This window comes from Porcincola intestinalis, from assembly GCF_009696445.1.
GTDB classification, from domain to species: domain Bacteria; phylum Bacillota; class Clostridia; order Lachnospirales; family Lachnospiraceae; genus Porcincola; species Porcincola intestinalis.
This window is the reverse complement of record NZ_VULZ01000002.1, coordinates 194,609-215,614: the sequence shown is the minus strand read 5'-3', so window position 1 is coordinate 215,614 and position 21,006 is coordinate 194,609. Positions and strand designations below refer to the sequence as shown.

29 protein-coding genes and 1 pseudogene are annotated in these 21,006 nt (G+C 48.8%); 23 read left to right on the top strand and 7 right to left on the bottom strand.

Translation table 11 applies throughout. The features are described 5' to 3' along the window. Positions 1–23: 23 nt before the first annotated feature. The 4 genes from FYJ35_RS03215 to FYJ35_RS03200 form a co-directional block, all read right to left on the bottom strand. On the bottom strand, positions 24–827 hold the full coding sequence (locus FYJ35_RS03215; RefSeq protein WP_154523038.1) for a hypothetical protein: 804 nt from the start codon (positions 825–827) through the stop codon (positions 24–26). Positions 828–858: 31 nt separating this feature from the next. Continuing rightward, positions 859–1,521 (bottom strand): hypothetical protein, encoded by a 663-nt coding sequence (locus tag FYJ35_RS03210; protein WP_154523035.1) that lies wholly within the window; start codon positions 1,519–1,521, stop codon positions 859–861. Between the two features lie 104 nt (positions 1,522–1,625). Then, positions 1,626–2,003 carry an adenylate cyclase gene (locus tag FYJ35_RS03205; RefSeq protein ID WP_154523032.1) on the bottom strand — a complete coding sequence of 126 codons (378 nt, stop codon included), beginning with the start codon at positions 2,001–2,003 and terminating at the stop codon, positions 1,626–1,628. After that, positions 2,000–2,785, bottom strand: coding sequence for a ParM/StbA family protein (locus FYJ35_RS03200; RefSeq protein ID WP_328597037.1), 786 nt, complete (start codon positions 2,783–2,785; stop codon positions 2,000–2,002). The genes FYJ35_RS03205 and FYJ35_RS03200 overlap by 4 nt, the downstream gene beginning before the upstream one ends. Before the next feature lie 112 nt (positions 2,786–2,897). On the opposite strand from FYJ35_RS03200, the gene FYJ35_RS03195 reads away from it, so the two are divergent. Continuing rightward, entirely contained in the window at positions 2,898–3,731 is an 834-nt protein-coding gene (locus FYJ35_RS03195) for a hypothetical protein (RefSeq protein ID WP_154523026.1), read from the top strand. A gap of 59 nt (positions 3,732–3,790) precedes the next feature. Further along, complete coding sequence (locus FYJ35_RS03190; RefSeq protein ID WP_154523023.1) at positions 3,791–4,717, top strand: hypothetical protein; 927 nt, start codon at positions 3,791–3,793, stop codon at positions 4,715–4,717. 166 nt (positions 4,718–4,883) lie between these two features. Here FYJ35_RS03190 and FYJ35_RS03185 read toward each other — a convergent pair. After that, positions 4,884–5,078: pseudogene (locus FYJ35_RS03185) on the bottom strand (TnpV protein); the annotation flags it as partial. Here FYJ35_RS03185 and FYJ35_RS03180 point away from each other — a divergent pair. The 6 genes from FYJ35_RS03180 (at position 5,011) to FYJ35_RS03155 (ending at position 9,166) form a co-directional block, all read left to right on the top strand. Then, positions 5,011–6,678 (top strand): TIGR02452 family protein, encoded by a 1,668-nt coding sequence (locus FYJ35_RS03180; protein ID WP_154523017.1) that lies wholly within the window; start codon positions 5,011–5,013, stop codon positions 6,676–6,678. The pseudogene FYJ35_RS03185 and the gene FYJ35_RS03180 overlap by 68 nt on opposite strands. A 50-nt stretch (positions 6,679–6,728) precedes the next feature. Beyond that, positions 6,729–6,887 carry a hypothetical protein gene (locus tag FYJ35_RS03175; RefSeq protein WP_154523014.1) on the top strand — a complete coding sequence of 53 codons (159 nt, stop codon included), beginning with the start codon at positions 6,729–6,731 and terminating at the stop codon, positions 6,885–6,887. 14 nt (positions 6,888–6,901) lie between these two features. Then, on the top strand, positions 6,902–7,390 hold the full coding sequence (locus FYJ35_RS03170) for a flavodoxin (protein WP_154523011.1): 489 nt from the start codon (positions 6,902–6,904) through the stop codon (positions 7,388–7,390). A gap of 50 nt (positions 7,391–7,440) precedes the next feature. After that, positions 7,441–8,439 (top strand): helix-turn-helix transcriptional regulator, encoded by a 999-nt coding sequence (locus tag FYJ35_RS03165; protein ID WP_154523008.1) that lies wholly within the window; start codon positions 7,441–7,443, stop codon positions 8,437–8,439. A 114-nt stretch (positions 8,440–8,553) separates the two neighbouring features. Further along, on the top strand, positions 8,554–8,769 hold the full coding sequence (locus FYJ35_RS03160; protein WP_205839682.1) for a helix-turn-helix transcriptional regulator: 216 nt from the start codon (positions 8,554–8,556) through the stop codon (positions 8,767–8,769). A gap of 145 nt (positions 8,770–8,914) precedes the next feature. Beyond that, complete coding sequence (locus FYJ35_RS03155; protein ID WP_205839681.1) at positions 8,915–9,166, top strand: hypothetical protein; 252 nt, start codon at positions 8,915–8,917, stop codon at positions 9,164–9,166. Positions 9,167–9,256: 90 nt separating this feature from the next. Here the strand turns inward: FYJ35_RS03155 and FYJ35_RS03150 are convergent, their stop codons facing one another. Then, positions 9,257–9,958: an XRE family transcriptional regulator gene (locus tag FYJ35_RS03150; RefSeq protein WP_154523002.1), complete on the bottom strand. Its 702-nt coding sequence runs from the start codon at positions 9,956–9,958 to the stop codon at positions 9,257–9,259. 235 nt (positions 9,959–10,193) lie between these two features. Between FYJ35_RS03150 and dinB the strand changes: the two genes are divergently transcribed. The 10 genes from dinB to FYJ35_RS03100 all read left to right on the top strand — a co-directional run bounded on the left by dinB (position 10,194) and on the right by FYJ35_RS03100 (position 15,524). Further along, positions 10,194–11,381, top strand: a complete 1,188-nt coding sequence (gene dinB / locus FYJ35_RS03145) for a DNA polymerase IV (protein WP_331469113.1) — start codon at positions 10,194–10,196, stop codon at positions 11,379–11,381. A gap of 103 nt (positions 11,382–11,484) precedes the next feature. Beyond that, a complete protein-coding gene (locus tag FYJ35_RS03140) occupies positions 11,485–11,712 on the top strand; it encodes a hypothetical protein (RefSeq protein ID WP_154522999.1) in 228 nt (75 codons plus the stop codon). 36 nt (positions 11,713–11,748) lie between these two features. Continuing rightward, positions 11,749–11,994, top strand: coding sequence for a hypothetical protein (locus tag FYJ35_RS03135; RefSeq protein ID WP_328597029.1), 246 nt, complete (start codon positions 11,749–11,751; stop codon positions 11,992–11,994). Positions 11,995–12,005: 11 nt separating this feature from the next. Continuing rightward, complete coding sequence (locus tag FYJ35_RS03130) at positions 12,006–12,266, top strand: LexA family protein (RefSeq protein ID WP_205839680.1); 261 nt, start codon at positions 12,006–12,008, stop codon at positions 12,264–12,266. Positions 12,267–12,480: 214 nt separating this feature from the next. After that, the gene (locus FYJ35_RS03125; RefSeq protein WP_154522993.1) at positions 12,481–12,840 is read left to right on the top strand and encodes a hypothetical protein; all 360 of its coding nucleotides are present in this window, start codon (positions 12,481–12,483) and stop codon (positions 12,838–12,840) included. A gap of 497 nt (positions 12,841–13,337) precedes the next feature. Continuing rightward, positions 13,338–13,730, top strand: coding sequence for an HTH domain-containing protein (locus FYJ35_RS03120; RefSeq protein WP_154522990.1), 393 nt, complete (start codon positions 13,338–13,340; stop codon positions 13,728–13,730). A gap of 161 nt (positions 13,731–13,891) precedes the next feature. Next, positions 13,892–14,251: a DUF7768 domain-containing protein gene (locus FYJ35_RS03115; RefSeq protein WP_154522987.1), complete on the top strand. Its 360-nt coding sequence runs from the start codon at positions 13,892–13,894 to the stop codon at positions 14,249–14,251. 199 nt (positions 14,252–14,450) lie between these two features. Then, complete coding sequence (locus tag FYJ35_RS03110) at positions 14,451–14,681, top strand: hypothetical protein (RefSeq protein ID WP_154522984.1); 231 nt, start codon at positions 14,451–14,453, stop codon at positions 14,679–14,681. Between the two features lie 27 nt (positions 14,682–14,708). Continuing rightward, positions 14,709–14,990 carry a hypothetical protein gene (locus FYJ35_RS03105; protein WP_154522981.1) on the top strand — a complete coding sequence of 94 codons (282 nt, stop codon included), beginning with the start codon at positions 14,709–14,711 and terminating at the stop codon, positions 14,988–14,990. A 21-nt stretch (positions 14,991–15,011) separates the two neighbouring features. Further along, positions 15,012–15,524 (top strand): sigma-70 RNA polymerase sigma factor region 4 domain-containing protein, encoded by a 513-nt coding sequence (locus FYJ35_RS03100; RefSeq protein ID WP_154522978.1) that lies wholly within the window; start codon positions 15,012–15,014, stop codon positions 15,522–15,524. A gap of 225 nt (positions 15,525–15,749) precedes the next feature. On the opposite strand, the gene FYJ35_RS03090 is transcribed toward FYJ35_RS03100, so the two are convergent. Then, the gene (locus FYJ35_RS03090) at positions 15,750–16,613 is read right to left on the bottom strand and encodes a LysR family transcriptional regulator (protein WP_154522975.1); all 864 of its coding nucleotides are present in this window, start codon (positions 16,611–16,613) and stop codon (positions 15,750–15,752) included. Positions 16,614–16,734: 121 nt separating this feature from the next. Here FYJ35_RS03090 and FYJ35_RS03085 point away from each other — a divergent pair, with 121 nt between their 5' ends. The 5 genes from FYJ35_RS03085 to FYJ35_RS03065 all read left to right on the top strand — a co-directional run bounded on the left by FYJ35_RS03085 (position 16,735) and on the right by FYJ35_RS03065 (position 20,801). Beyond that, positions 16,735–17,505, top strand: coding sequence for an SDR family NAD(P)-dependent oxidoreductase (locus tag FYJ35_RS03085; protein WP_154522972.1), 771 nt, complete (start codon positions 16,735–16,737; stop codon positions 17,503–17,505). A gap of 13 nt (positions 17,506–17,518) precedes the next feature. Then, positions 17,519–18,370: a DUF3737 family protein gene (locus tag FYJ35_RS03080; protein ID WP_154522969.1), complete on the top strand. Its 852-nt coding sequence runs from the start codon at positions 17,519–17,521 to the stop codon at positions 18,368–18,370. A 47-nt stretch (positions 18,371–18,417) separates the two neighbouring features. Then, positions 18,418–18,993 carry a cyclophilin-like fold protein gene (locus FYJ35_RS03075; protein ID WP_154522966.1) on the top strand — a complete coding sequence of 192 codons (576 nt, stop codon included), beginning with the start codon at positions 18,418–18,420 and terminating at the stop codon, positions 18,991–18,993. 3 nt (positions 18,994–18,996) lie between these two features. Next, positions 18,997–20,112: a cyclophilin-like fold protein gene (locus FYJ35_RS03070; RefSeq protein WP_154522963.1), complete on the top strand. Its 1,116-nt coding sequence runs from the start codon at positions 18,997–18,999 to the stop codon at positions 20,110–20,112. Positions 20,113–20,267: 155 nt separating this feature from the next. Beyond that, positions 20,268–20,801: a cyclophilin-like fold protein gene (locus FYJ35_RS03065; RefSeq protein WP_235906328.1), complete on the top strand. Its 534-nt coding sequence runs from the start codon at positions 20,268–20,270 to the stop codon at positions 20,799–20,801. Positions 20,802–21,006 lie beyond the last annotated feature (205 nt).

The following is a 21,006-nucleotide window of genomic DNA, read 5'->3' as shown; positions in this document are numbered from 1 at the left end:
TGATAGCAAAGGACACCCCTGTTTTATCGTTCCTGTTCTCTTGGCCTCCTTCTTCTTTGTGGCTGGTTCTCCCGACCATGTCCCTCCGCCTTGTTTTTTCTTAAAACCTCTTGAATAGACCGCTTCTGTTCAAACGTCCATTTCTCGCCTGAAAGCTCCTTCACCTGTACTCTTGCCATGTCCATGATCGCCGGATCGTACTTGATGCCATAAGCGTCCTGCACCTTGGAAGCGGCCTCTTTTTCCGTTTCCGGTCTTAGCTCCAGGCGCGCAGCCCATAGCTCCGTTTGGTCAAGGCCGGCACTCTTTTCCTCCAGCCCGTGATACTCCGCAAGGGCAGCGTCCAGCTCCCCAGAAAAGCGGGCGTCGACGGTTTCGGCTTTCTGAAGTTCTGTCTCCATATCTGTCACCCATTTCTTGACTTCCTTCATCTCACTATCGTCTGCCCGATGGAGGTCTGAAAGGATACGGGTCTTTTCGGATTTCAGCTCCTCTACATCCTCCGTCAGTGCGGCTATGCGCTGGCTAAGCCTGCGATGCTCTCCAATTTTCAAAGGAGACAACTCCTTTTTCTCTGCAAGCAAAGCCTTCCGTTCCGTGAGCAATTCTTTAAGCTTTGCAGCGATCTCGGTGTAGCGGTTGAATCGTGGCCGGATACTCCGCAGAGAGTCTTTGTTTCTCTGAATAAAGCTCCGTGTGCGGATACCCTGATAGGAGAGGATGAGCATTTTCATTCGCACCCGCTCCATCGCCTTTGCAATGACCGGGATGGTGTCCTTTAACGTTTTTAAGAGCTTTTGCACCTGCGCCTTGAGTTCACGTAACAAGGCATTGTCCTTCCTGATCTGCCGGTTCAGCTCATATCGGTCGGAGACAAAGCCCTTTGCCTGCCGTGTGCGCAAGTTGCAAAATGGTTTTTCGATTGTAATATCTGTCCGCAAAGTAGAGCAGGGTTTCGTACTTCAATCCCTTGCTGCGGATGTGGCCTGCCAGAAGTTCATAGGGGTCTTCAGCATCAACAGGGGCTTTTTCCAGAAGTTCCAAAGCATCCAGCGTTTGCAGATAAGCCTTGTTTTCCACGTTGACGGTGACTTTGGGCGGACATATAGAGACGCCAAGCTTTTCATCATGGCGGATACAGTCCCTCGCTGCATTTGTGGCAAGAAGATACTCCGAGGGCATCTGGGTTGTCAGCCCCATGTGGTGGAGGAGCCGCAATCCGGTTTCATAGCCTTTGTCGGGGAGAAGGTACTTGTCGGCAATCAGCTTTTCTTTATTGATCCCCATTTCTCCGAAGGGTGTAATAAGCGTCCGAAAATAGATGCCCTTCTGATGGCAGCGCAGCTCCGGCACTTTTCCTCCATCCATCAACCGCTTGACTGCCACGGCAACTGCCGCCGCAGCTTTCTTCCCCGATAGGTTAAAGGCTGCCGCCATATCACCGGCAATCTTCTCCGTATAGATCGGGTCGCCGGGTGTCTGTTGTTCAAGATAGTCCAATATATATGCCGTATAGGTCACGCGAATTCACCTCCTTGTGATATATCTTATTCGTATTACTCTTTAATATTCCGAATAGATTATATTATCAGTTTCCCTATGTGTCAACAGAGTTGACATGATATTCACAGGCTGTTGATGAAGTCCATCGCCTTGTCCAAGTCCTCATTTTCCATAGGATCGGTGACGGATGCCTGGGCAGGCTGCCCGCTCTGTAACAGGGCGACCAGTGCGCCAAGGCCGCCCGTTCCGCTTTCCTTCAGCCCTTCCTTTATCGTGTCCAATACCTGCCGAAGAAACACATCCTCTTTTTCTCTCGTTTCCAGATACGGGTCCGCCGCCAGCTTTGCCTCCCGGTCAAAGTATCCATTTACGGCGGCGATCACGGCGTCGCTGTAAGAACGGTATTTACCCCTGTCTCTGTTTTGGAGATGCTCCCATGCCTTGCGTCCCTCCAGCTTGTCCAGGTTAATACGCAGCGTGGTTGTAAACAGATTCTTCATACCGTCCCTCCCAAGCTGCGGCGAGCCGGCAGCTCATAGCCCTTTGCTGTGGCGCAGATGTCGGAATTGATGGTGACACGGCTGGGATCATACTCGGCAAAGTTGCGGATCAGGCAGCTCCCGCCGCCCATCACATGGAGCTTCATCAGCTCCGGGGTATATTCGTGTTCCCGGAGACGTCGCATGATCCCGGCTACATACTCGGCGGCAGTTTCCCGGATGGCGTCCAGATATTGCTTGCCAATGTCCGCCTTGCCGTAGCGCAGAACATCCTCGATCACGGTATCGTCCACCGCCACGCCGAAACGCTGCATCAGCTTTTCCCGGACAGCGATCATGCACTGATGGGTGCCGAACTTCTCCGTGTAGCACTTGCTGGGGATGGGCTTGCCGTTGTTGATATACATGACGTTCATGGTGCCGTTGCCTATGTCGCAGAGCATATTGACGCCGCGAAATTCACGCAGACGATCCGCCACGGCGGAGAAGCCCTGGGGGAACACGGCCGCTCCGGCAAACGTCACATGATAGTCCTTGCCCCGGAAAGAGAAGTCAGCCGCCTTCCTTTGGAGCAGGTACGCCTTGAAACTGTCCTTCTGTTCGCTCACCCATGTGAGGGGCAGGCCGACGGCCAGATAGACAGAAGCGGAGGACAGTCCCCGAATCAGAAGTTCCCTGGCAACGGCAGCCAGCGTCAGGATATAATAATCCGTATCGCCCATCTTATCGGCGGCAAACTCCTTGTGTTCGTCCCCGATGATATAGTACCGGCCCTCATAGATCAGAAGATCGCTTTGGAAGGTCGGCTCCTTGTCATAGGCGGTGTCAGCGGAACTGTTTTTTGAGAGAATCCAATAAAACTTGAAAAAAATTTTTTGAAGGGAGGTGTCGGCGGTGTATGAGAACGAGCGTAAAGATGAGATTTATCTGTTGAGCGACGGGGAAGAGCGCAGCGATTCAGAAAACAAAGGCAGTCCGTCGGCACTTCTCATAGAGGAAACGGCAGATTATGAGAGTGAGGATATTCTTACAGAGGAGATCGAACGGCAGCTTACTATAGAACGGGCCGTAATCGAAGAACTGGAAAATGAAGCGAAGGAAAGCCCGCCGGACGAAAGGGACGAGAATGAAGCCCCCGAACGAAAGCAGCTCCGCAGGGAAGTAGAGGCAGCGTCCCTTGCCCGATTGGAGGATGCCGCCAGAACACAGGCCGACTTTGAGAATATCGTTGCCTGGTGGGACAGGCTGGACGCCAACCGGGAGCGACGGGAGCGCTATCATGAAATCCTCCGCAGCGGAGACGATATTCCCTTGGATTACGGCGCTTCAACCAGCGAACCACTTTTCCCGGATACGCTGAGCGGCGTATTGGAAAAGCAGATTCGGGCGGGGGATTTTCTCGACGCCATTTTCTACTGCCCTTATGACGTCCATGAGTTTGTGACGGAGGAATACCTTTCCAAAAACCTTTACGAGCTGTCTGAGGGGCACAAGGAGCTGCTGTTCCTCTGGGCTGTGTGTCTGTTCAGCTCGGCCAGGATCGCCGCCATACGGGGCCAGACAGATCGCAACATCCGTAAGGTGCGCACAACGATGCTGAAAAAGATACGAAAAAAGCTGCTTGCCGCCTTGAAAGAAAAGGCGGAAAAGCAGCAGTCCATGACCTTGCAGGAAAAGAAATTTCTGGCGGAGAACGGCGGGATGGTTGACGGAGAGAAAACACGATAGCATAATGATAATATGATTTTAGCTTATTCAGATTACAGTACATATCGGAGGGGTTGCGCATGAAAAACCTGTTTGAACGCACCAGCTCAAATTGGGTGCGGTACAGCGAATATGAGTGGCGGACGGCAGAGGACGGCACCCTGTATCTGACGCCTGCGAAAACGGCGCAGCCGAACATTTACGACCCGTTGGCGGAGTACCAGCGGATCGTACTGGATGCGATTGATATAGGCAGAATGGGTATGGGACACAAGCCGGACGCGGAGATACAAAAGGCAATCCAGCAGTTCGCCGTGAAGTATGGCTTACTCGGCCTGATGACGGCCCTGCCAACGACACCCGCCTTCATGGACTATGAGGCGGTGTACCTGCCCAAAAACCACTTTCTCAAAGAGGAAACCATGTCTACGGAGGAGTACCTGGTCCTGTTTTTCCCCTTTGACAAGCCGGATATCGTCAAGCGCGGCGTGGAATCCATGTGGAATATCGAGAATGACCGTATTATGATGGCGCTGGCGATGACCATGTCCGATAAACCGATGGCGGTCAACATGAGTTTCCAGCGGGAATATGCCGAACGCTATGAATGGATGAAGCAGCAGTTTACCGATTGGGCCTTTACCTATGTAACAAGTATGCTCTATTATGAGGACTATGACAGGATGAGCCCGGAATCCCGGCTGTTGATGCAGCAGGGGATGGCGGCCTTCGGCGGGATCGCGCCCACCTATCATATCGCCCTGTTGGATAAGCCGACGATCATTTGGGACTTTCATTCCCTCCTGTTGGGCGTGCAGATGATGTTCAGCTTCATGCTTACAGACAGCGAGAAGCCCATACGCCTTTGCAGGCATTGCACCAAAGCCTTTGTCGCCAGTAGGCCAAGCGCCGTATTTTGCAGCCCGCAATGCAAAAATAAATACAACGTTTACAAGAGTAGGGGGAAGAACAAGGGACCGAACGGTGGGGAAACAGAAAACGACTGATCTCTGATTGACGAAAAAGAAAAATTTCGCTGTTTTCTTTCACACTAATATCGTTCAAATTGTAAGCGTGAAAGAATCTAAAGCGCAAAAAAGCCCGCGTTCGGTTATATTTGCCGAACGCGGACTTTGGTATTATAGTGAGTATCGCCGTCAGAATCGGCGGGAATCATGCCTCATAGACCAACTCATGCAGGATGATTTCCTCTGCGCGGCTGTGGATGCTGTTCATGCGACGCACCCACTCCATTTGATCAGAGGCTTTCAAAGTCTCCGTCACGCCCTCCTGCTTTGCCATGGCTGCTACGATGTTTTCCATGCGATCGTTGCAAGTCCGGTTGATTTCGGACAAATGCCGGAATATGCTTTATTCTAGGATTACTGGAATGCTGAAAGTGGCTGCGCATTTGGAATACCAAGTTCTGGTACTTGGTGCCTTCGGGTGCGGCGCATTTGGTAATGATGCGAAGGTGGTATCGGACTTGTTCTATAAGGCATTAAAAGAGTTCGATTACGACGGGATGAAAGCGAAGGATTTCTTCCGTCGGATTGATTTTGCTGTACTGGATCGTACTCCGGATCAGTATAATTTCAAAGAGTTTTCCCGGAACTTCTCTGATTTCTACCGGGAAGAGGATAATGAAGAAATCCAATATGCACTGAAGAAGATGAAAGAAACTGAGGTGAAATTGGATCAGATCAGGGGAAGTATGATCGGCGGAGCGATCGGTGATGCACTCGGATATGCGGTCGAGTTTTCATCCGAAAATGAAATCTTTGGAACCTATGGAGCTGACGGAATTACGGAGTATAAGTTATCTGGCGGAAAGGCACTGATCTCGGATGACACACAGATGTCGTTGTTTACGGCAAACGGTATTCTTGTCGGAGAAACAAGAATTGATCTGCTTTACGGAACGGAGCATTACGAGCTCTTTAAGTGGGAAGCCATTAAGACCTGGAGAGATGAATGGTTCAAGCCAGCGGAAAGCTTCCCATCATTTGGGGAGAGGTTTTCTGCTGCCCGGAAAGGTCTCGGATGGTTCATGGACAACAGTCGCATGCATCCGAGTACCGGTGTGGTTAAGCTATGGGAGAAGGAACCGGAAACCGTTGAAAAGCTGTTCAACGAAGTACTCTTTGCAAAGACCAGAGATGTGAATAAACTGCAGAACCAGATGGATACCTTTATCGAAGAGTATGAACTTCTGCGCCAAAGGCATTTTCCCGGGAACTGGTCTTATAAACATGACCGGCATTCTATATCCATTTTTCTGGCTATGAATGATCCAGATTTCAATTATGTTTTCAAAAGCAGTGAAGCACATGCCATGGCAAAGTATACGGACTTTGGTTTTGCTATTGGTGCAGGCGGAAGTTTCAGCCTGGAAAACTACTACAGACTCTGCGATGAGATAGTTGGAGCGCTGAAGGAACATCCGACTTTACTGGAGAAGCACTTCGATAAGCTGACAGACAAATGCTATCGTGATGAAAGCCTGCATCTATTGGCCTTCGACTTGATATATTGCTGTAATACGTATGGATATTACCGCGGGCTTGTTGCACCAGTGACCGGAAAAACAATCAGGAAGACGGTTAAGAATGAACTTACTCCTGAACAGGCAGCAAAAGCAGAGGCAGAAAGAGAAGCCCGGATCCAGAACTTAGAGCAGGAGCTCTCAGAACTGGAGCAGAGTATCAGCGATTATGTTGATATCTCTCTGATTGGTGTACAGGTCACTTCTGGAAAGTACGGGACTGGAACTGTCGTTTCCCAGGATATTAACCGCGTTACTGTGCGGTTTCCGGGTATCGAAAGGTTTTTTATTCTTGATGAAAAATATGCTGCACGTCCGCGTTTTGAGAACGATGATGAGATTGTGTCAGTCTTCACAAAATACGGAAGAGTGCAGGAACGGATAAAAGCGATACAAAAAGAAATAAAGCTGTTGAACGCGTGAGGCTATAACCGTGATATTTCACCTGTGCATTTTTTATGAGGAGTGATCTTGTGAAAAAAAGCGATATCAAGAAAACAAAACTGGATATCCTTAATCAGACACGCGACCGCGATCCGATGCCGCGGCCAACAGTGTTTCGTGATAAAAAGAAATATGACAGGAACATTTTGAAGGATGAAGACCGAAAGGGAAAATCTCGTAATGAATGAAAGGATGTGAGACTATGGGAAAGAACCTGGTGGTATATTTTTCACCGACAGGGACGACAAAGAAAGCAGCACAGAAACTGGCTGGCTTGACAGGAGCTGATCTGTATGAGATTAGACCTGAGATCCCGTATACTACTGCAGATCTGAATTGGCAGGACAGTGGATCCAGAAGCTCTGTAGAGATGAAGGATTCTGCATCAAGGCCGGCTATTGCAGATCACGATGCTAATGTTGAAGCCTATGATACAGTCTTTATTGGATTCCCAATTTGGTGGTATACAGCACCGACTATTATCAAGACATTTATTGAGGCATATGATTTTTCCGGAAAGATTATCGTATTCTTTGCAACATCCGGTGGGACAGATGTAATGAAAGCAACGACGGATCTGATGGAAACGTTAAACGGTAAGGGGAAGGTCCGAGGCGGTATACTGATGAGCAATCCCGTTTTTTCAGACAAGATGCTGAAGGAATGGGTAAATAATCTGCAGCTTCCCTGATTGAGGTTGCTGGTGAACAGGCATTTATATGCTGAGAATGGAACACAGACATGGCGGAAAATGAAAAGCTCACAATCTTACATCTGATGGACCTTCTCCTGGATCGGACAGACCGTGATCATACGATGACAGCAGATATGATCTGTACGACTCTGGAGAAAGATTATGAGATCGTCTGTAGCAGGAAGACTGTTTATCGCGACATTACCAGGCTTCGGGAGTATGGCCTGAAGATCGGACAGCTGCGCGGCAGCACTCCGGGATACTATGTTGATGAGCGGGATTTTGAACTGGCTGAATTAAAGCTTCTGGTTGATGCAGTGCAGTCATCTAAATTTATAACGGAAGAAAAGTCCAGGGAACTCATCAGGAAGCTTGGAAGACTGACCAGCAGGGAGAACAGCAAGCAGCTGCAGCGTCAGGTGTATATTATTAACCGGCCGAAAACGGGTAATGACGCGATTTATCAGAATGTCGATGCGATCCATGAGGCGATCCGCGAAAACCGACAGGTGACGTTCCACTATCTGGAATGGACTATGAAGAAGGAGCTGCAGCAGAAGCATGGCGGGCAGCTTTACCATGTATCTCCCTGGAGCCTTACCTGGGATGACGAGAACTATTATCTTGTCGGATTTGATGAGGAAACAAAGCAGATCAAACACTATCGCGTAGACAAGATGGAGGACATCAGTCTCACTCATGACAAGCGAAATGGCCGTGAACAGTTCCGGGATTTTGATCTCGCTGCGTTTGCCAAGAAGACTTTTGGGATGTACGGAGGAACGGACACAAAGGTTACGCTCTGCTGTGAAGAGAATATAGCCGGCGTGATTCTTGACCGCTTTGGCAAGGATATCATGATGTTCCCGAGAGATAACCATACATTCAGGGTGACTGTGTTAGTGACTGTCAGTCCTCAGTTTTTTGGATGGATCACTGGCATCGGAGCGGGAATCCGCATTGACGGGCCAGAGGAGGTACAGGAGGAATACAGGGAATACTTAAGGAAAATAATGAACCTTTACGAAGATAGCCAGGATCCGTGATTCTGCACAAAAATCCCGAATTACCCAGATTTGGGCATTCCGTTATGCCATTATGATAATCGTCAGGGAGACCCCTGCGGTGGAAGTATATGATGCATGATGGAGGGGTTCATTATGGTTATTCTGAAAAACAGTCTGCGTGAGTGCAGAGAAGCAGCTCATATCAACCAGAAGGAACTGGCAGCTCAGATCGGGATTGCCAGGGAGACACTCGGAAAGCTGGAACGGGGAGACAACCAGAATCCCTGTTACAGGCTTGTATATGAAGTTGCTTCATATTTTGGCAAGCCGGTAGAAGAGATATTTCAGTATGAAGACGCCGGCGAGTAAACCGGGACAAGTAAGGAGGTCCTGATGACGAGTAAAATGGATTGGACATATGTTTCCACTTATGACCACATGCTGATGCTGTAGCGGTATTTATCCTCTGATGATCGCTGCAGCGTCAGTAAATCTTATATCAGAGGTGGTCATTATGGAAACAAGAGGCAGAGCATACAGACGATATCGCAGGCATCTGGCGATCGTTCATAAGAAAGGCCTGTCAAGGCGGCTTATAGGCGAGGACTGGTTTCAGGTGGACGGAAAGTACAGCAAGGGCCATATAGGATGCGGCTGCGGGTTGTGCAAACCGGGGAAGCGGTTCAGAGAACCATCCTGGGCTGATGAACGGAAGTCTGCAGAATATTATCGTGATATCGATGACTATGAGGACGGTCGGTATTGAACTTCTGGCTGATCAGCAAAAGAAATGCAATGAAGAGGGGCACGGGAATCCGTATGGGTGGATTCTTCGTGCCCTCTTTGTGTGCTGACGTTATCCGACGACTTTACCGAAAATCTTGAAGCCTTTGCTTTCGTCGATTTCAATCGGATCATATTTTTTGTTCAGGGAGATCAGCTGGATCCCATCTTCGTTGTCCATATATTTCTTACAGTAGGCGTTGCCATCGTAATAGAAGATTCCGATCTCACCGCTGCTCAGCGTTTCCTGCCGGTGAACCCAGACAGTCTGTCCATTCACATACAGAGGCTCCATACTGTCGCCGGCGAGGGTGATGCCGAAATCGGCATGGCTTGACACTTCATTTCCCACATCAATCATTTCATAGGCATCCGAATCCAGATATTGTCCGGTACCGGCTGAAGCTGCCAGATAGAACCGAGGGAGCTGCCTGCGGAAGGGCAGGATCTCTGCCGGTGACCGCTTATAGAGGTCATTCTGCAGCAGAAGATCGGCATAGTCGTAGATCTTTTTCATTCCGGCACTATTCAGATGAGAGAGGGGATTGGCCTGATCGAATACACCGAAGGTTTCGTTGATATTCTGAATCTGGTATACCTCACAGAGCCTCAGGAATTGCCAGGCGTTTGGCATAGAGTCTCCCTTCTCCCAGTGGCTGATGGAGCCGGCTTTCACATCCATTCCATATTTTTTCATCAGAAGGGTGGATACATCCTTCTGCTTGAAGTTCTTCGCTTTTCTTGCAATTGCAAGAGTCTCGCCAAATGAGAGCATATTTATAGATCTCCTATCCCCTGTGAATTCTCAGTGTGACCTCGACGGAAGGCAGAGTGCCCCGCAGTGTGAATCTACCATATGACCAGTATCCATGTCAACAGTTTTTATGGGCAAAAATCTAAATGAAAGAGAAAAAGAGACTTATAAATCTCTTGAAATCTCAGAATAATAGTTTTATACTCGCCATACAACAAGCGGATACCGAAGGGAAAACAGGAAGGGGAGAGATGACATGGGGCGTACAATTCTTCATTCAGACTGTAACTGCTTTTATGCCAGCGTAGAGATGCTCCACCATCCTGAAACCAGAAATGTTCCCATGGCTGTAGGCGGAGATCCTGAAGCCAGACACGGCATTGTACTGACGGCAAATTACATCGCCAAGCGCATGGGAGTTAAAACAGGCATGGCGTTGTGGCAGGCCAGACAGGTGTGTCCGCAGATTGTCTTCATATCACCGCACTATGACCAGTATATCCGGTTTTCCAGGTACGCCAGGGAGATCTATTCTTCATTTACTGATCAACAGGAACCATTTGGCCTGGATGAGTGCTGGCTGGATGTAACAGAGAGCACTTCCATCAAAGGTGAAGGTCTGAAGATCACAGAAGAGATCAGCAGCCGGATCAAAAAGGAACTGGGTATTACCGTCAGCATAGGGGTGTCATGGAACAAGATTTTTGCCAAACTGGGATCCGACTATAAGAAGCCTGATGCGATCACTGTTTTTACGCAGGAGAACTTCAGGAAACTGATCTGCCCGCTGCCAGCAGGAGACCTGTTCTATGTTGGCCGCGCAACACAGAGAAAACTGGGGAAGCTGGGGATCTTTACCATCGGGGATATTGCGGAAAGCGATCCGGAGATATTGCATTCCCATTTCGGAAAGGTCGGATATGTGCTGTATTCCTATGCGAACGGCTGGAATGATGATCCGGTCTGTAAGGAAGGATATGAGGCACCGGTAAAATCCGTTGGCAACAGCTGTACAACGCCCCGGGATCTGACTACCGATCTGGATGTCAGGATCATCCAGCAGGCACTGGCGGAAAGCGTCAGTGCAAGGCTTAGGGAGAACGGGTTCCTGTGCAGGACAGTCGAAATCTCGGTTCGGACAAACGGGCTGGTCTGGTTTTCCAGGCAGAAGAAACTTCCACGGCCTACGAATGTGACGGATGAGATTACAAAGGCTGCATGGGAACTGTTCCGGGCCAACTACCGGTGGGAGGCACCGATCCGCAGCCTGGGAATCAGAGGAACAGATCTTGTGTCCGGTCAGATGCCGGTGCAGCTGGATCTGTTTACGAATGAGCAGCAAAGAGATAAAAAAAACGAATGGACAGGGCTGTGGATGAGATCCGCAGACGGTTCGGATACTACGCAGTGCAGCGGGCATTTGTCTATGAGGACAAGGCTCTGATGAAGCTGGACGCGAAGAAGGATCATACGATACATCCGGCCGGCTATTTCCACAGCGCGATGTAGAACAATAAACTTGTGATGAATATCAGCGGAGGATGATCATGAAGACTTATGACAGGAAATGTCCGTATTGTAATCATATGAACAGGAAACTGTACCTGGAAGAGACCGGAGGCCTGATGGAATGTGAAAAGTGTGGGGAGGTATCCTATGTCCTGATCCCGCAGGCAGGCGAGGTATATGACATGAGAAGCCGCAGCATCAAGAAGGTACGGGAATTCATTAAAGGATCAGCGCTAAGTGCAGCTGGACCTCTTGAGGCGATATGACAGGCTGCATCCGGATCGAGACAGGAGGCGATGTAAGTGAAGGTATATGTGGAGGTTCTGGTCAGGTATACGGCGGAAGGAACCGTAGTGCCGGTATCTTTCATGTGGGAAGATGGCCGCCGGTACCAGATTGAACGGGTGAAAAATGTTCAAAGATGTGCCAGTCGGAAAGCCGGAGGATGCGGGATCATGTACACCTGCATCGTGCAGGGGAAAGAAACACATCTGTATTTTGAGGATGACTCCGCCGGCAGGTGGTTCCTTGAAAGAAAAGCTTCATGAGGAGGATGATTATGTACGGGAAAGACGGGAGATGGTATACGACGCATCACAGAAGTGTCGGAAAGAAACTGGAGACATACCGTTTTCTGGTGAGGTTCATCGGAGAGACGGGTTACTCCCCGACTGTCCGGGAGATTGCAGATGAGATGCGGGTATCCACATCAACGGCGCTGTCTTATCTGCGGGATCTGGAGAATGCAGGCCTGATCCGCCGTGAGGCGGACAAACCGAGAACAATCAGAATTGCAGAGACGACATCTTATGGAATCTGATACATGGTGTTGCCTGGATGCCCGCTTACGGTCAGCTTAAGCAATTACCAGGCAAATGGAAAGCATATCTTTTCAAAGCGGGATATGGAGGCTTATACATCTTGTCCGCAGCATGGCTTTGGTGCTTCGGAACGGCGGACAGCAGCTCCTAAGCGGTTTTTATTTCCCTTATCCGTATGAGAGCGTAATAATTCATATGGAGGATCGCAAATAGATGACACCCAGAGGAAAGAAACCATACAATGACAATAACGTTGACAGAGCCCCATGGCTGAAAGCGGTTTACTGTCCCAAATGCGGCAGGAAGATCAGTGAAGTCAATATGGCTGATGGTTATTTTACCTGTGGAAAGTGCAGATACAATTTCTATAAGATCATGATTGGCGGGTTCGAGGTAAACGTCTCGGCAGAGCTGATCGACAACAACAGGCTGGTAAGAGCTTTGCTGAAGCTTATACGCTGTGAACTTTTTAAAATCCTTTTGAATACTGATATTACGAAGACAGCAATGATTGACGAACAGATCCGGGATGAAGACGTGGATTCTGAATTCCCTTACCCCGGGTATTATTGATACCGATTAACAACACATGAAATACAACTGAACAGATTGAGGATATGAGGGCCGGGCGACGGACTGTGAAAAGATGGCACTTAGGGTCGCGCTTCGTATCCAAGAGTTTGCTAAGGGACTGAATCTGAGCACTCCTCGAAGTTATTGCGGGGAAGTGTAGGTCACCAGTAGTCCGGCAAAACGTTTATTACTTCCGATCTGGAAGATGCTGTGGGCAGATATGTCCGGCAGCGTTTCTTTCAGGTCATGGAAGGAACGTTTTGCCGGGCTTTTTTGTTTACAAGCACATAACTATTCACAATCACATAACGGACCCGAGTTGCAATAGGGTAAAGGTTTATGGACATATTGACTGCTCGTATCATCCGCAGGGATGGTGCGGCGGCAATAGAGTACCTTTCATTATTGCGCTCATTTTCGGGGAAGGTACTGCGGACTCCACATTCAAGATCAGGCCTTTACCCTTCCGGCATCCGGCGTCGGAAGGGAAGGCCAAGATGAAACCTGGAGATAAAAACAAAACCAACAGCTGGGGCGAGAGAAGGGAAACCGCCAATACCTCCTGGGAAACCCCAGATGACCGCCGGCACAAGATGCAGGAGTATCTGTCTGCGAAAAGAAAAGTAACTTACCGGGAACTGGCCGATGAATACGGGATCACCAGAAGAACAGCTATGCGGGATATAGAGATACTTACCGCGTCGGTTCCGTTGGAGACAGTTCCAGGCAATGGCGGTGGTGTGAAAGTGATGGACGGATGGCACAGCAACCGTTTGTACATGAGTGAAGACCAAAAACTTTTGCTGATCGAGCTCAGGGAAACTCTTACCGGAAAGAAACGCGAAATCATGGAAAGCATCCTGACAGACTTTATTATGCCGATTTCCTGAAGACGAAGAAAAGAAATTATTTCAAAGGTGACAAATCTTCGTAACTTTGGCTGATACCATGCAGCCATCGAAGGAAACAGTGATCACGGTTGAGTGTGCAGGCCAGCTGCAGACGGCGCACACGTTCTTCGAAATAAATCATAAAAGGAGAAAAGAAACCGATGATGAAAAAAGTATTTGTATGTGTCTCCATGCAGAAGAATGCGGAGCACACGATCCAGTTTGCAAGAGCGTGCTGCAGCCATGTAAGAGAGAGAGGAATGATCCCGATCGCATCCCAGTATCTGTTTCACGATGAGACAAGAAATGTTCCCGTTGTTGCTGATCTGGATGCCGGGCATGAGTATCTGGTTGATATCCGGATCTGCAGGGAACTGATGATGATCTGCGATGAGGTCTGGGTATTCATGGATAAGGATCCGGACGATCTGATGGTCATGGTCCTGAGTATGGCGGATGAGCTTGAGATGAAGGTACATATCTTCAGGAAGGGAGAAGCATGCGAATTGTGTATGGCTTAAACACTGGAGACAGGTTGACGGTTGCGGATACACAGATGAGGCGTTGGAGCAGGGAACTCGGAACACGGATCAGGAAATGTACGGTGATCCATGAATATCCCCATTTTATCCAGGCAGACTTCGGCGCCTACCGTGAGTCCATTAATAAAGCAAGTATTCACTGCAATGCAGTTCTTATTTGGAAAGGATGGGAAGAAGGATGAAGTTAAGGAGTGTAAGGCCGGTCGGCAGCGGATATCAGAGTTCCGGATGCCGTAATCATGAAGGATACCCGGATCCGACTGCTGGCAGCGCATTGGCCGGATATCAGAATGGCAACAGACCATCCGGCAGGCAGAGGACCCGGAAAAAAGATAAGACCATCAAGAGAAAGATCCATCCGGTATCTGAGATGGCAATGGATCTGGCAGCGTTAGGAGCGCTGACATAAAGGCAGGTAGCAGACAGGAGGAGAGTAATGAACAGGAGCAAACCGGTCAGACAGATAACAGTCAAGCTAAATCCCGAGGATGTGGTTTCCATCGACTTCTTCCATCGCATTGAAAACCGCGACCGGGAACTGTATCCGACTATCTTCTCCTACCTGAATGCTGCAGTCGAAATGCTGGAAGTCTCTGTCAGTGGAGACAGGGACTTCCCGGTCCTGACACAGATGGATCTGCAGCAGATTGAATTGAAAGTGCTTGAAGCACTCCGGGTTTATGAGATGAAGAAGAAAGAAGAGCGGATGGCACCGTAGATATAGGATGGGGGCAGACACGTGAAGTATGGAAAAATGACACCGGAACAGATGCTGTTTTATGTCAAAACAATGGACGAGAACCACGACAGATTATGCCAGTCACGGGACAGGCTCATGAATGAAGTAAAGGCAATTCAGGACAGAAAAGAAATACTCTCATGGGATGAGATCGCATCCGCTATCGCGTTTCCGAAAGCGACCTCTGATCAGGAAAGAACCAGCGGAGGGAATCCAGATGAGTATAAGTTGCTTCATCAGGCAGAAAGGATCAATCAGATCTACAGATCCCAGATGGAAGAGCTTTTTGACGAATTGGAAAGTGTGGAAACGCAGATCACAAAGTATCAGTATGTTAACCGCTGTATCACCAGGCTTGAAGCAAGAGACAAGGAGATTATAAATCAGTTCACAAGGAAAAACCTGACGTTCGCGAAAGGGGCAGAGTTGCTTCATATGGTTAGAAGTACCATATATAAAATGCAGCGGAAGGCTTTGATAAAGCTGACAGAGATTTATAATTCAGGAACTTGAGAGGGACAGCGGGAAGAGACAGGTTTGAGTTGGCGGGGCAGTGGATGTTGCTCCGCCTTTAATCTGCTGCGAACATACCTTTTCACAACTGCGGCATTTCAAGCATGCCTGCGGAAGTTTATCCTCCGGAAGTGCTGAAAGTGCCATCGGCGCAATAAAGCCGCCACCCGTATATGCTTTTTTCATTCCTGTCCGGCATGGCTGTTAACATCATTGTGCAAATATTTATCTGCCCTGTTTCATATAGTTCAGAAAGAGGTTGACTGCCGGAGTAAAGGATTCATATTTTTTCCAGATTACGGTGGCTGCCTGTATGATCTGTGTTTCCAGAGGGCGGAAAGCCAGAGCACTGTCACCGGAAACGTTGATCAGTCCGTCAAAGCCGATCGCATAACCGACCCCATCTTCCACGAAAAGAGAGGCATTGTAGATCAGGTTGTAAACGGTGACGATTTTCATATCTGCCAAAGCGGGATCGGATGACAGCAGACCGGCAGCTGCACGGGGAATGATCAGGGGCTGATCCTTCATGTCGTGAACGGAGATTACGTCCTTCCCGGCGAGAGGATCATCCCTGCGCATCAGGACACCCAGCCGGTCCTCCTGTGGCAGGCGGATCCCCTGATACTGATCATGGTCATAGTCCGTAAAAATCAGGGCAACATCTATAAGTCCACTTTCCAGCTGCTCCATAAGGTCGGCGGTATCTCCGCTAGTAATGGTAAAATGGATGTCAGGATACTGTGCGTGGATTTTCCCTGCAGTTTCCGAGATGTGGTGGAATGACCTGGATTCACCGGCACCGATGTGGATTTCACCGGAAACATTGTGATGTGCCCTGGAGATTTCCCCTTCGGTCATCTGCATCAGGTGAATCATCTCTTCCGCCCGTCTGCGCAGGATCATTCCTTCCTCGGTAAGACGGATCCTGCGGCTGCCACGTTCAAAGAGGGTAACGCCAAGTTCTTCCTCCAGGTCCCGCATCTGTCTTGAAAGGCCGGGCTGCGATACATGCAGGGCCTGTGCGGCGGCGGAAATGTTTCCTTCCCTCACAACAGCAAGATAGTATTCCATGATCCGGATATCCATGGGAGCCTCCTTTCTGAAACTATGCAATTATAGCATAGATTAGTATCAGATATAAGTATTTGTTTATAAGATTTCGACTCATTATAATAAAACCGGAAAACAGATATCAGGAGGGATCATCATGAAGGAAAAAATGCTGGACGGGAAAGTGGCAATCGTATCAGGAGCCAGTTATGGTATGGGCCAGACAATGGCGGAACTCTTCGCCTCTGAAGGGGCAAAGGTGGTCATGACAGCCCGTGGAAAAGAGAAACTGGACGCGGCGGTGGAAGAGATCCGGGCGAAAGGATACGAGGTGACCGGCGTTGTGGCGGACAATAAAAATCTGGAAGATGTAAAACATGTCATTCAGACAGCGTTGGATACCTACGGTGATCTCGATATCGTGATCAACAACGCGGCGATCGGGGAACAGAAGATGATCGATGAGACGGATGACGAATGGCTGGAGCATGTGTACCAGACAAATGTGTTCGGACCCTTCCGCTTTATCCGTGAGGCCCTGAAAATTTTCCTGCCGAAGAACGAAGGCTGTATCATCAATATTTCTTCCGTCAACGGAGACAGACCGTTCTGCGGAGCATCCTATACATCATCCAAGGGTGCCATCAATACGCTGACAAAGAACGTGGCTATGCGCCTGATCGACACGAATATCCGTATCAATGCGGTTGCCCCCGGAGCAACGGTCACACCGGCCCATCTGGTAAATAAGGCCGGAGAGCAGCCCGGCGGAGCAAAGATGCTTGAATACAGCAAACACTTTGTATACTTCCCGGGGCCGGAATGTGACCCGATCGATCAGGCCAATGCCTGCCTGTTCCTGGCTTCTGACATGGGAAGGCATGTAAAGGGACAGGTCATCCAGGTGTGCAACGGAGCTTTTTTATAAAGAGGTGATGATAATGAAGCTGTATCAGGATCAGGTTTTCGACGAAGAAAGAACGTTATACGGGGCAGAAGATGTGAATGTCGTTTCCTGCCGGTTTGACGGACCGGCAGACGGAGAAAGTGCCCTGAAGGAGAGCCGGGATATTCAAGTAAGTGACAGCTTTTTCAACTTAAGATACCCGTTCTGGCATGACCATAACCTGCAGATCAGTCATAGCGAGATGACGGATCTTTGCCGGGCAGCGCTCTGGTATTCCAGGAATATTCATATCAGGGATTCGAAACTGCATGGTATCAAGGCACTTCGGGAATGCGATGATGTTGTGATCGAAGGCAGTGATATCATATCTTCGGAATTCGGCTGGTCTGTACGAAGCATTGCTATGCGGGATACAACTGTGTGCAGCGAATATTTCATGATGCGGTCGGAACACCTTACTTTTGACCACGTAAAACTGAACGGAAAGTATTCGTTCCAGTACATCACGGACTCTGTATTTACCAACTGTGAATTCGACACCAAGGACGCTTTCTGGCATGCAAGGAATGTTCTGGTAAAGAACAGTGTGATCAAAGGTGAATACCTTGCATGGTACAGTGAAAACGTGACGTTTGAAAACTGTACGATCATCGGAACACAGCCGCTTTGTTACTGTAAGGGGTTGAAGCTGATAAACTGCCGTATGATCGATACAGATCTTGCTTTCGAAAAATCCGAGGTGAATGCTTCCATCACTACCGTGGTGGACAGCATTAAGAATCCGAAGAGCGGAGTGATCACAGTTCCTGATATTAAAGAGATGATCATGGATGATCCGGCGGCCAAAGGACAGATCTGTATTGAGAGTGTTGCGATCAGCGCATGATATTTGCGGAAGAATTAGAGAAGGATTAAGGCAGGAGGTCAGAATCCATGAAGAGCAAGAGAGTTATTTTAGCAGCTGGTCTGCTGGCATTGGCTGTATCCGTTTCCACGATTGTATTCGGAGCGTCAGGTGAGGAGGAAACGAAAAAGGTTGCCTCTGATGGAGCCTTCATACAGACAGATGATCCGCAAATGCCTACGAGGGTAATTGAGGAAGGAACGAAAATACTGCTGCACTTTGGTGATACGGTTATTCCCGGAATCCTTAACGACTGTGATACGGCACAGGCATTGATCGAAAAACTGCCCTATACAGTTCACATGAACAGCTATTCTCACGATTTTTGCGGTGTCATGCCGGACGAACTGCCCTACAATGAAGAGGAAGTGCATTATGGCTGGCTGAACGGAGATATCGATTATGCGATCGATGCACCGTATTTCACCATTCTGCATTCGGATGAGGATATTTCAGAGCAGTACGGCTACCAGGTAAATATCGGGGTGATCACCTGTGAGCTTTCACGGATCAGGGATCTTGACGGAAGCTATGATGTACTGATTGAACTGGATGAAGCAGACGAAAACGAGCAGGTTACAGAGAACACTACGGAAAAGGAGTAAGCCATGTATGATTTTGCCAGAGGGAGAACGTATATCGCTGCGGCAGCCTGCATTCTTGGGATAGGGCTGTTTTCAGGCAGTTATACTGTAAACGCTTCGGGAACGTCCGGATCTGAGAATTATTCAAAGTACACAGAGTACACACCGGTTAAAGCTGAACCGGAAGAGATCATCCGCGGAGATAACGAGCATATACTGGTAGCCTATTTTTCCCGTTCCGGAAACACACAGATCAGTGCGGATGCGGTATCTTCCGCAAGTTTCACGGTAAACGATGACGGCACAGCAACAGGAAATGCGCACCGGATGGCGCAGTGGATCGAGCAGGAAACCGGCGGGGATCTGTTCCTGATCCAGACGGAGTACACATATCCTGTCAATTACGCTCAGGCAGTAGAGGTGGGAGAAGGCCAGGATACCGATGGATATCATCCGGCGCTTGCTTCCCACGTGGAAAATATGGAGCAGTATGATATCATTTATCTGGTATATCCGATCTGGCACTACACACTGAGCGTTCCGGCCTGTGCCTTTCTTGATGAATATAACCTGTCCGGGAAAACCATCTGCGCATTCGCGGCCAACGCGGGAAGCCGGTTCGCCGATTCTCTGGAACGCATTTCAGAAGCAGAACCGGATGCCGTCGTGATCGAAGGGGTATCTGTCAGTGAAAGGGAAATTGATGGCGCTGAGGAGACAGTGAAAAACCGTGTAAGGGAAATTGAAAAGGAACTGTCGGAGGCCAGCCTGGCAGAACAGACAAAAGATCAGGATATGAAGCTGATGATAGGAGAGACCGCTGTTGCGGTTGCCTGGGAAGATAATGAATCCGTAAAGGAGCTTAAGAAGCTGGCTGGTGAAGGGCCTGTGACCATTAATATGTCCATGTATGGAGGCTTTGAACAGGTGGGCGCAATCGGTTCATCCCTTGTCAGCAATGATGTTCAGACAGTAACAGAACCCGGGGACATTGTGCTCTATGCAGACAGCCAGATCGTGATCTTCTACGGATCCAACTCGTGGGCCTATACAAGACTGGGTAAGATAACAGATTGCACAAACGAGGAGCTGGCTTCTTTACTGGGCAACGGGGATGTTACAATTACACTGTCTTTGTGAAGCGCGCGGAAAATAATCATGGCTTAAAAGCAGGAGTAAAATGAATGAGAGAAATCAACATAAGGTCACGGAAGATGCTGAGACTGTTTCTTCTGCTTCTGTTATGCTCTATGGGCATGTCAGCTCATGTACAGGCTGCAGCGAAGGCAGTTGCCATGACCGTTGGCCAGAAGAAGCAGCTGCCGGTTAAGAAAACCTGGAAGAAGGTCAGTTGGAAGAGCAGCAAACCCCAGATAGCTGCTGTTTCAAAAAAAGGGAAGGTCACGGCAAAAAAGGCAGGGAAAGCGGTTATAACTGCGAAAAGCGGGAAAAAGAAACAGAAGTTCCTCATAACCGTGAAGAAAAACCGGATAAAGCTTGTCATTGGCGGAAAAACATTTCAGGCTGACATGGAGAACAACAGGACCGCCCGGGCATTTATTCGCCTGCTGCCGGCGACGCTGCGAATGGAAGAACTGAACGGAAACGAAAAGTACTGCTATCTGGATCAGACACTGCCGGTTAATGCAAAGAAGCCAGGAACAATAAGGGCCGGTGACCTTATGCTGTATGGTGATGACTGTGTGGTTTTGTTTTACAAGACTTTTCAAAGCAGTTACAGCTATACAAAAATCGGGCATATAAGCAATATAAGAGGTCTGGAAGATTTATTGGGGAATGGAAACATAAAAGTCCTATTAAAGCCCTGAACCCCTTTGGCAATAGCGCAGAATAATGAGGATGCGGAAAAGATCTATCAAATGGGGTACAAATACAACTGCGTTTGATTCAGATGAACAAAGAGGAGCTATTACAGGAATAAATAGGAAACGTACGGAAACATAAAAATACATTCGGGAAACGTCAGGAAACAAAAACCCGCAAATTGGAAACAAAGTGCCCTCAAGTAGAAAC